Genomic DNA, 9517 nt, shown 5'->3' on the forward strand with positions numbered 1-9517 from the left:
CTCCCCGGCGCCCATGAAAGGACTGCTGCGATGACCTCCTTCTTCGGCTGGCCCCAGGTGGCCCGGCTCGGCCTGGTGCAGGCCGCGCTGGGCGCGATCGTGGTGCTGACCACCTCCACCCTGAACCGGGTGATGGTGGTCGAGCTGGCACTGCCCGCGCTGCTGCCCGGCCTGCTGGTGGCGCTGCACCACGCGGTGCAGATCACGCGTCCGCGCATGGGCCATGGCAGCGACGTGGGCGGCCGCCGCACGCCCTGGATCATCGGCGGCATGGCGGTGCTGGCCGGTGGCGGCGTGCTGGCGGCGCTGGCCACCGCCTGGATGGGCAGCGAGCCCGGCCCGGGGGCTGCGCTGGCGGCGCTGGGCTTCGTGCTGATCGGCCTGGGCGTCAGCGCCTGCGGCACCGCCTTGCTGACGCTGCTGGCCAAGCGCGTGGCGCCCGACCGCCGCGCCGGCGCGGCCACCGTGGTGTGGCTGATGATGATCGTGGGCTTTGCCGTCACCGCCGGTGTCACCGGCAAGCTGCTCGACCCCTACAGCCCCGCCCGCCTGGTGCAGGTGACCAGCGGCGTGGCGCTGATCGCAGTGCTGGTGACGGTGCTGGCGCTGTGGGGCCTGGAGGGCCACGCCGCGACCCGCGCCGAACCCGACGAGGCCCGGCCCGACGCCCAGGCCTTCCGCACCGCGCTGCGCGAGGTCTGGGCCGACGAGGACGCGCGCCGCTTCTCGGTCTTCGTCTTCCTGTCGATGCTGGCCTACGCGGCGCAGGACCTGGTGCTGGAGCCCTTCGCCGGCCAGGTGCTGGGCTACACGCCGGGCCAGACCACCAGCCTGTCCGGGCTGCAGCACGGCGGCGTGCTGGTGGGCATGCTGGCCGCCGCCGCCGCAGGGCGCGAATGGCGTGGCCTGCGCCTGGGCACGCTGCGTGGCTGGACGGTGGGCGGCTGCATCGCCTCGGCGCTGGCGATGGCCGGCCTGGTGATGGCGGCGCTGGTCGGTCCCGAGTGGCCGTTCCGCCTGAATGTGTGGCTGCTGGGGGCGGCCAATGGCGCGTTCTCGATCGCCGCGATCGGCTCGATGATGCACCTGGCAGGCGCCCAGGGCGGCGGCCGCGAGGGCGTGCGCATGGGCCTGTTCGGCGCCGCACAGGGCATTGCCTTCGGGCTGGGCGGTCTGGTCGGCACCGGCGCCAGCGACTTGGCGCGCTGGGCCTTCGGCCTGCCGGACACCGCCTACGCCAGTGTCTTCGCGCTGGAGGCGGCGATGTTCGTGGCCGCCGCCGGCATCGCCGCCGGACGGCGCCGCGCCAGACCGGCGTCCGGCCCCGGTGCGCTGACCGGCCCGACCACCCTGCAGGTGCCCCGATGAACGCCGCCATGAACGTCAACGCCCGCCCGCTGGACCTGGTCGTGGTGGGCGGCGGCCCGGCCGGCGCCACCGCGGCGCACGAGGCCGCCCGCGCCGGTAAGCGCGTGCTGCTGATCGACCGCGCCGGGCGCATCAAGCCCTGTGGCGGTGCGATCCCGCCGCGCCTGATGCGCGACTTCGACATCCCTGAATCGCTGCTGGTGGCCAAGGCGCGCTGCGCGCGCATGGTGGCGCCCTCGGACAAGCACGTCGACATCCCGATCGAGAACGGCTATGTGGGCCTGGTCGACCGCGAGCACTTCGACGAATGGCTGCGCCAGCGCGCCGAGGCCGCGGGCGCCGAGCGCTGCACCGCCCGCTTCGAGAGCCTGGGCCGCGACACCGACGGCGTGCGCGTGGTCCATGCCCGCCGGGCCGACGGCACCGACCTGCGTTTTCGCACCCGCTGCGTGATCGGCGCCGACGGCGCCAACTCGGCGGTGGCACGCGGCACGGTGCCGGGCTGGGACCGTGGCCGCTTCGTCTTCGCGTACCACGAGATCATCGACACGCCGCCGGGCGTCGACCCCGAGCGCTGTGACGTGATCTACCGCGGCAGCCTGTCGCCCGACTTCTACGCCTGGATCTTCCCGCACGGCCGCACGATGAGCGTGGGCACCGGCAGCGCCGAGCAGGGCTTCTCGCTGCGCGGCGCCGTGGGCCGGCTGCGCGAGGCCAGCGGCCTGGCCGCGGCCACCACGCTGCGCCGCGAGGGCGCGCCGCTGCCGCTCAAGCCGCTGCCGCGCTGGGACGATGGCCAGGACGTGCTGCTGGCCGGCGATGCCGCCGGCGTGGTGGCGCCGGCCTCGGGCGAGGGCATCTACTACGCGATGCTGGGCGGCCGCCTGGCGGCCGAGGCGGCCCTGGCCTTCCTGGCCAGTGGCGACGTGCGCGATCTGCGCCAGGCCCGCGCGCGCTTCATGCGCGAGCACGGCCGCGTGTTCTGGGTGCTGGGTGCGATGCAGTGGTTCTGGTACCGCAACGACCGCCTGCGCGAGCGCTTCGTCAGCATCTGCCGCGACCGCGACGTGCAGCAGCTCACCTTCGACGCCTACATGAACAAGCGCCTGGTGCGCGCCAAGCCGATGGCCCACCTGCGCATCTTTGCCAAGGACGTGGCGCACCTGCTGGGTCTGGCGCGCGTATGAGTCCTGTCACCCGCGCGCGGCTGGCCGCCGCCGCCGCCGCGCTGGCCGTGGCCGCGCTGGGTGGGCTGTCCACCGACATCGGCCCCTGGTACGCCAGCCTGCAGCGCCCCCCCTGGCAGCCGCCCGACGCCTGGTTCGGTCCGGTCTGGACGCTGATCTACGCGCTGTGTGCGCTGTCGGCCGCCGAGGCCTGGCAGGCCAGCCACACGCGCGCGCAGCGCCTGAACCTGCTGCTGGCCTGGAGCCTGAACGCCTGCCTGAACGTGGGGTGGAGCCTGCTGTTCTTCCGCCTGCGCCGGCCCGACTGGGCGCTGGCCGAGGTGGGGCTGTTGTGGGCTTCGATCGCGCTGCTGGTGGTGATCAGCTGGCCACGCTCGCGCCGGGCGGCGCTGTTCCTGCTGCCCTACCTGGCCTGGGTGACCTTCGCTGCGGTGCTCAACCGCGCGGTGGTGGACCTGAACCCGCCGTTCGGTCCGTGATGCCTGCCCTGCCCACGCTCTGGCTGCCCTGGCTGCTGAACGCCATCCTGGCGCTGATGGCCGCCGAGGCGCTGTGGCTGCTGTTGTACCGCCGCCCTGCGCAGCCGCAGCGGCTGCGCTCGGTGCTGGCCGGCGCCGGTCTGGTGCTGGCCTGGCGGCTGCACATGGCGGGCGCGGCGCCGTGGGTGGTGGCCGCCTGCCTGGGTGCGGCCGGCCTGGCCCATGCCCGGGCCTGGTGGTGGCGCTGAGCGCGCCACCCCGCCTGTCGATCAGAAGCCTTCTTCGACCAGCTCCGCCGCGCGGATCACCGCGCGCGCCTTGGCCTCGGTTTCCTTCCACTCCAGCTCGGGCACCGAGTCGGCCACCACGCCGGCACCTGCCTGCACGTAGAGCGTGTTGTCCTTGACGATGCCGGTGCGGATGGCGATGGCCACGTCCATGTCGCCGGCAAAGCTGAGGTAGCCGCAGGCGCCGCCGTAGATGCCGCGCTGGGAGATTTCCAGCTCGTCGATGATCTCCATCGCATGGATCTTCGGCGCGCCGCTGAGCGTGCCGGCCGGGAAACTGGCCTTGAGCACATCCAGCGCGCTCAGGCCCGGCTGCAGCAGGCCTTCGACGTTGCTGACGATGTGCATCACATGCGAGTAGCGCTCGATGCCGAAGGCCTCGGTGACCTTGACGCTGCCGGTCTGGGCGATGCGGCCCACGTCGTTGCGTGCCAGGTCGATCAGCATCACATGCTCGGCGCGCTCCTTCATGTCGGCCAGCAGGTCGGCCTCGAGCTGGCGGTCCTGCTCGGGCGTGGCGCCGCGCGGGCGGGTGCCGGCGATCGGGCGGATGGTGACCACCTGGCCTTCGGGCCGCGCTTCCTGCCGCACCAGGATCTCGGGGCTGGCGCCGACAATCTGGAAGTCGCCCATGTCGTAGTAGTACATGTAGGGGCTGGGGTTCAGCGAGCGCAGCGCGCGGTACAGCGACAGCGGGCTCTCGGTGTAGCGCTTCTTCAGACGCTGGCCGATGACGATCTGCATGCAGTCGCCGGCGGCGATGTACTCCTTGGCCTTGAGCACCGCGCGCTCGAAGTCGGCCTTGGCGAACTCGCGCTCCACCGCGTGGCTGGCGCCGCGTTTCACCTGCGGCGCGGTGACGCTGTAGCGCAGCTTGTCGCTCAGCTCGGCCAGGCGCTTCTTGCCCTTGAAGTAGGCCTCGGGCTGCGACGGATCGGCCCAGACGATCAGGTACAGCCGGCCCGAGAGGTTGTCGATGACCGCCAGCTCCTCGGTCTGCAGCAGCAGGATGTCGGGCGTACCGATGCCGCCGGGCTTCTTCACGCCGGCCAGCTTCTTCTCGATGTAGCGCACGGTCTCGTAGCCGAAGTAGCCGGCCAGGCCGCCGCAGAAACGCGGCAGGCCCGGGCGCAGCGCCGGCTTGAAGCGCTGCTGGTACTGGGCCACGAAGTCCAGCGGGTTGCCTTCATGGCGCTCGACCACCGCGCCGTCGGTGACCACCTCGGTCACGCCGTCGGTGGCGCGCAGCAGGGTGCGGGCGGGCAGGCCGATGAAGCTGTAGCGGCCGAAGCGCTCGCCGCCCACCACCGATTCCAGCAGGAAGCTGTGCTTGTGGCCGCCGGCCAGCTTCAGGTAGAGCGACAGCGGGGTCTCGAGGTCGGCGAAGGCCTCGGCGATCAGCGCGATGCGGTTGTAGCCCTCGTCGGCCAGGCTCTTGAATTCGAGTTCGGTGATCACGGGTCGGGTCCTTGACGGGGCCCGGCCGGCTGCGCATGCGGCAGCATGAAGGGGAGCGGCTCGGGCAGAGGTGTCGGGTGGCGGCGGCCCAGCGGACCGCGGCAGGAAACCGGCGCGCTGGCGGGCCCGGTCACGGGCGCTCAGGCAGGCGGCAAAGGATCAGGCCGGCCAGCGACGCCAGGGCCAGGCTCCCCGGTCGATCGACGACGCCATCCATTTGCGCGAGGTGAACATGCGCCCGAGTGTAGCGCAGCGACCTCCAGGGTCTCTTGCGTTCCCCCGGTTTACAGGCCGCCCGGCATTGGCGACACTCGAGCCCGCTGCGGACCGACCCGGCCCGCCGCGCCCACAGCGCACCTGCAGTACCCAAGGAGTGCCCACCATGAGACGTCGTTCGATGCTGCCCGCCCTGGCGGCGGCGCTGGCCCTGTCCCCCTGGAGCGTCCGCGCGGCCGATCCGCCGCCGGTGGAGCTCGCCGGCGTGCGCTACGACGCCTTCGAGACCGTGGCCGGCAGCCGGCTGCAGCTCAACGGCGCGGGCATCCGCTACAAGGCCATCTTCAAGGTCTACACCGCCGGCCTGTACCTGGGCCGCCCCGCCACCACGCCTGAGGCGGTCTACGCCACGCCCGGCCCGCGCCGCCTGCACATCGTGATGCTGCGCGAGATCGACGCCAACGAGCTGGGCAAGCTGTTCACCCAGGGCATGGAGAAGAACGCCTCGCGCCAGGAGTTCGCCAAGTCCATCCCGGGCACGCTGAAGCTGGCCGAGCTGTTCGCCCGCAAGAAGAAGCTGGCGGCCGGCGATTCGTTCAGCGTCGACTACCTGCCCGGCCAGGGCACGGTGGTGGTGGTCAACGGCAAGCCCGAGATCGAGCCGATCAAGGAGCCCGAGTTCTTCAACGTGCTGATGAGCATCTGGCTGGGCCAGGCGCCGGCGGACGCCGGTCTGAAGGACGCCCTGCTGGGCCAGAAGGGCCGCGCCTTCGGCGCCTGAGCCCCGCCACCAGAGCGCCACGCCATGCCGCCCGCCCTCCTGCCCGCCGGCTACTTCAGCGCCGGGGTCGAGCAGACCGATCCGCTGATCGCCCAGGCGATCGCCCGCGAGAAGGCCCGCACCCGGGATGTGATCGAGCTGATCGCCTCGGAGAACATCGTCAGCCGGGCGGTGCTGGAGGTGCAGGGCTCGATCCTGACCAACAAGACCGTCGAGGGCTATCCCGGCAAGCGCTACCACGCGGGCGGCGTGAACGTCGACGTCATCGAGCAGGCGGCCATCGACCGCGCCTGCCAGCTCTTCGGCTGTCGCTTCGCCAACGTGCAGCCGCATTCAGGCAGCCAGGCCAACCATGCGGTGCTGCATGCGGTGGCCCGGCCCGGCGAGACCATCCTGTCGATGAACCTGAATGCCGGCGGCCACCTCAGCCACGGCGCCGAGGCGAACGCCAGCAGCCAGTGGTTTCGCATCGTCAGCTACGGCGTGCGCGCCGAGGATGGCCTGATCGACTACGACGAGGTCATCGCGCTGGCGCGCCAGCACCGGCCGCGGCTGCTGATCGCCGGGGGCTCGGCCTACCCGCGGGCACTGGACTTCGCGGCCCTGCGGCGCGCCGCCGACGCCGGCGGCGCCAAGCTGCTGGTGGACATGGCGCACTTCGCGGGCCTGGTGGCCGGCGGCGCGCACGCCAGCCCCTTCCCCCACGCCGACATCGTCACGACCACCACCTACAAGTCGCTGCGCGGTCCGCGCGGGGCGATCATCCTGTGGAACGACGAGGCCCTGCGCAAGCCGATCAACAACGCGGTGTTCCCGGGCCTGCAGGGCACGCCCTCGCTGCACATCCTCGCCGGCAAGGCGGTGGCGCTGGGCGAGGCGCTGCAGCCCTCATTCGCCCACTACGCCCAGGCCGTACTGGCGAATGCGCGCGCGCTGGCGCGGCGGCTGCAGCAGCACGGCTTCGATCTGGTCGGCGGCGGCACCGACACGCCGCTGATGCTGGTGGACCTGCGCGCCCAGGGCCTGACCGGGGCACCCGCCGCCCAGAGCCTGGAGCGCGCCGGCATCATCGCCAACATGAATCCCATCCCCTCGGACGCAGCCGACCTGAAGGTGATGTCGGGGCTGCGCTTCGGCCTGTCGGGCGCGACCACGCGGGGCCTGGGGCAGGCGCAGGTGGAACAGATCGGTGACCTGATCGCCGAGGTGCTGGAGGGCCTGCGCACCCGTCCCGACGACCAGGCAGCAACCGAGTCGCGGGTGCGCGCCGCCGTGCGGGACATCGTGGCGCCGTTTCCGACCTACGGCTGAGCGGGCTGCGGCCCGGCCTGGTGATTCTGGTGCTGCTGTCGGTGCTGGTGAGCGACCTGGAGCGCCAGGCCAAATCACGCGAGCTGGTGGGACACGACACCTACTTCTGGACTGTCTACTTGACGGGGAAGCTTACGTACTCAGTGGGGGAGCTTACGTACCCACCACAGGTCAGACCGGCGGCAGGTGAACTCGATAACCCTTGCGTGCCTGAAGCACGTCGAGCGAATGGAGCCCTGCCGAGCGGTTCGTATCTGGGGCCTCGGTGATCCCCACCGACACAAGCCCGCCTGTAGATGTTCAGTCTGTCCTTCCCCGGTGGCGCCTTCCATCACCACGTCCTGCTGTGCTCCTGAAAGGAATGCCGCTTTGGATGAAGAACACTGATCGCCGTTGACTCAGCGGGAAGTCCCTGTAGAGGGGTTAGGCATCGTCTGCGGATGCTTGCTTGATGAGATGCCAAGCATCCTTGAAGCCCGCCATTTCTGATGCGGCAACCACGACCGCCAGGTTTCCGAGCTTCCGTTGACCACCTGTCTTGATGAGGGGGCGAGCATGCTCCCTGGCGAGGGCTGCTCGGTAAAGCCTGTTGGCCTCGTCTCGGGGAACCACAAAGAACGACAGATGCTGAAAGTCTAGCGAGCCGTCGTGGGTGTGCTTGGTGCCAGCCCTCTTATCGAGATTCACAAAGACAACAAAGTCAGACACGAACTTCGATTTCTCAAGTTCCTGCTCGCCTGAGCATTGAGTCATGTAGACCCAATCTGGTGAAGGGTTGTAGCCAGTCTTTACTTGAACAAGGAGTTTTCGTGTTGGATCTGGCGTATCAACGATCAGATCGCTTCCTGCGAAGTTCGCTCTAAGACCCGATGTGTTGTAGGCAGGAATGCCGTGCATCCAGCACTTTGCAGCGACGCAAGCCTCGCCGATCCGGCCGTGTGATTGCTGCTTGCGAATCTGCACCCCGCGCTCCTCGCGATGCCTAACGTTCGAGCTGAGCCGCGCACGCCGGCATGGCACTTGGCCCGCTGGACGGATGATGGCCTAAGCCGGGAAGCGGGCCAAGTGCCATGCCGGTGGGCGTCGGTTCCAGCGAGGGGTTAGGCGTCACTGCGGCGATTCGCTGAGAGCGCGCCTGCTATTGAAGCGGCGGTTCAACCGAGAGGTTGTCCTCTCCTATGAGTTCGCCTCGATACCGATACAAGTAGACGGGTGAGTTCGCTTCGTGTGGCTCAACGAGACACCACGGATTCCCCGCCGGATCTCGCAGCACCCTGTGATGGCTCAAACCATAGTTGAGGACTCGTACGCGAATCTTGGGTCGAGTAAGGTAGCCACGAAGCATCCACTGGATTCGATAAGGCTCGCGAATCTCGTCTTCACCACTCTCTGGAGGTCGCGCTGCGGCTGCTATCTGACGCTCACGTTCCGCGACCCAAGGCGGTGACGCTCCAGTTTGAATGAAGTTGTAGAACCCCTCCCAGCCCGGCTGCTCAGGCCATCGCTCCTCATAGGTGAGCTGCTCTTCCGTTGTCATCTCTTCGAACCGCGTGACCCACTTGTTCCAGTGAACTTCACCAAAACCCATTCGCCACCCGGCGCTCCCCCATGGAATGCGGGGGAACGCGATCCATGGCGGGGCTAGTTCTTCGTTTTCAGGCATGACGAATGGGCGGGCGGCCTGCGACGCCAAAGTTGCGATTGGTGACGCCTAACGTTCGAGGTGAAGCGCAAATTGCAGCTTGCTGCAATTTGTCGCCTCGACTGAGGTGTTAGGCCAAGAGTCGCGACGGAGGATCATGGGCTTGGCTTGTTGCACCATCGGACAGTGAACTTATCAGGAACGCTGACACCTGCTATCTGGATGATGTTGTGGTCGGCATCAAAACCGAACGTTGTCTTCTGATCGGAATTGGGTGTATCTCGCACCCAGGTGACACCCACTACGCCCGGGACGGGTTTGTCCAGTATTGCGCGGTTGCCGAACTCTCTGGCCGGTTCCTTTAGGTCAAATACTTTGCCCTGAACTTTAGCTTTGACAGCGTTGATCAACGCTCGTTCGTCCGCACTGATGAGTGGGCTCGCGAGCTGCTTTTCGTCCAAGAGTTCGCACCCGGACACTTTGCCCCACTGGCATATTGTGAACTGGGCGTCCAGGGTGCAGAGATCTCGTGCAAGGACCGGTAGTGATGTGACGAAAAGAGCACCAAATGCTGCGCGGATGAGCATGGCTGATATGGCCTAACGTTCGAGCTAAGCTGCCCGCGGAGGCAGGTTCTGTAAGCCCGGGCTGAGACGATAGTACGAGTGGCTCAGGCCGGGCTTACAGTGCCTGCCGTAGCGGGTCAGCTTGAGCGAATACGAAGGGACTTCCCCAGTCCTATGACGGTATCGAGGTACCAAGATTGAGCTGTTGCGGAAGTTCAATCT

The 9517-nt window shown here is 68.6% G+C and carries 9 protein-coding genes; 6 read left to right on the forward strand and 3 right to left on the reverse strand.

The genetic code is table 11. The features are described 5' to 3' along the window. Positions 1–30 precede the first annotated feature (30 nt). From KAK03_RS07660 to KAK03_RS07675, 4 genes are read left to right on the forward strand one after another with little or no spacing between them, the layout of a single operon-like run. The gene (locus KAK03_RS07660; RefSeq protein ID WP_210852985.1) at positions 31–1368 is read left to right on the forward strand and encodes a BCD family MFS transporter; all 1338 of its coding nucleotides are present in this window, start codon (positions 31–33) and stop codon (positions 1366–1368) included. Next, positions 1365–2555: a geranylgeranyl diphosphate reductase gene (locus KAK03_RS07665; RefSeq protein ID WP_247660980.1), complete on the forward strand. Its 1191-nt coding sequence runs from the start codon at positions 1365–1367 to the stop codon at positions 2553–2555. The genes KAK03_RS07660 and KAK03_RS07665 overlap by 4 nt, the downstream gene beginning before the upstream one ends. Next, a complete protein-coding gene (locus KAK03_RS07670; RefSeq protein WP_210852986.1) occupies positions 2552–3034 on the forward strand; it encodes a TspO/MBR family protein in 483 nt (160 codons plus the stop codon). The genes KAK03_RS07665 and KAK03_RS07670 overlap by 4 nt, the downstream gene beginning before the upstream one ends. Continuing rightward, on the forward strand, positions 3034–3282 hold the full coding sequence (locus KAK03_RS07675; RefSeq protein WP_210852987.1) for a hypothetical protein: 249 nt from the start codon (positions 3034–3036) through the stop codon (positions 3280–3282). Before KAK03_RS07670 ends, KAK03_RS07675 begins: the two co-directional genes overlap by 1 nt. Positions 3283–3303: 21 nt before the next feature. Here the strand turns inward: KAK03_RS07675 and trpE are convergent, their stop codons facing one another. Continuing rightward, positions 3304–4779 carry an anthranilate synthase component I gene (gene trpE / locus KAK03_RS07680; RefSeq protein ID WP_210803208.1) on the reverse strand — a complete coding sequence of 492 codons (1476 nt, stop codon included), beginning with the start codon at positions 4777–4779 and terminating at the stop codon, positions 3304–3306. A gap of 382 nt (positions 4780–5161) precedes the next feature. On the opposite strand from trpE, the gene KAK03_RS07685 reads away from it, so the two are divergent. Both KAK03_RS07685 and glyA read left to right on the forward strand, forming a co-directional pair. After that, a complete protein-coding gene (locus tag KAK03_RS07685) occupies positions 5162–5776 on the forward strand; it encodes a chalcone isomerase family protein (RefSeq protein WP_210852989.1) in 615 nt (204 codons plus the stop codon). A 24-nt stretch (positions 5777–5800) separates the two neighbouring features. Next, a complete protein-coding gene (glyA, locus tag KAK03_RS07690) occupies positions 5801–7087 on the forward strand; it encodes a serine hydroxymethyltransferase (RefSeq protein WP_210852991.1) in 1287 nt (428 codons plus the stop codon). Between the two features lie 423 nt (positions 7088–7510). Here the strand turns inward: glyA and KAK03_RS07695 are convergent, their stop codons facing one another. Together KAK03_RS07695 and KAK03_RS07700 are read right to left on the reverse strand one after the other, a co-directional pair. Next, positions 7511–8050, reverse strand: coding sequence for a hypothetical protein (locus tag KAK03_RS07695; protein WP_210852993.1), 540 nt, complete (start codon positions 8048–8050; stop codon positions 7511–7513). Between the two features lie 834 nt (positions 8051–8884). Further along, positions 8885–9316, reverse strand: coding sequence for a hypothetical protein (locus KAK03_RS07700; protein ID WP_210852995.1), 432 nt, complete (start codon positions 9314–9316; stop codon positions 8885–8887). Positions 9317–9517: the final 201 nt, after the last annotated feature.

This window comes from Ideonella alba (assembly GCF_018069845.1).
GTDB classification, from domain to species: Bacteria; Pseudomonadota; Gammaproteobacteria; order Burkholderiales; family Burkholderiaceae_C; genus Ideonella; species Ideonella alba.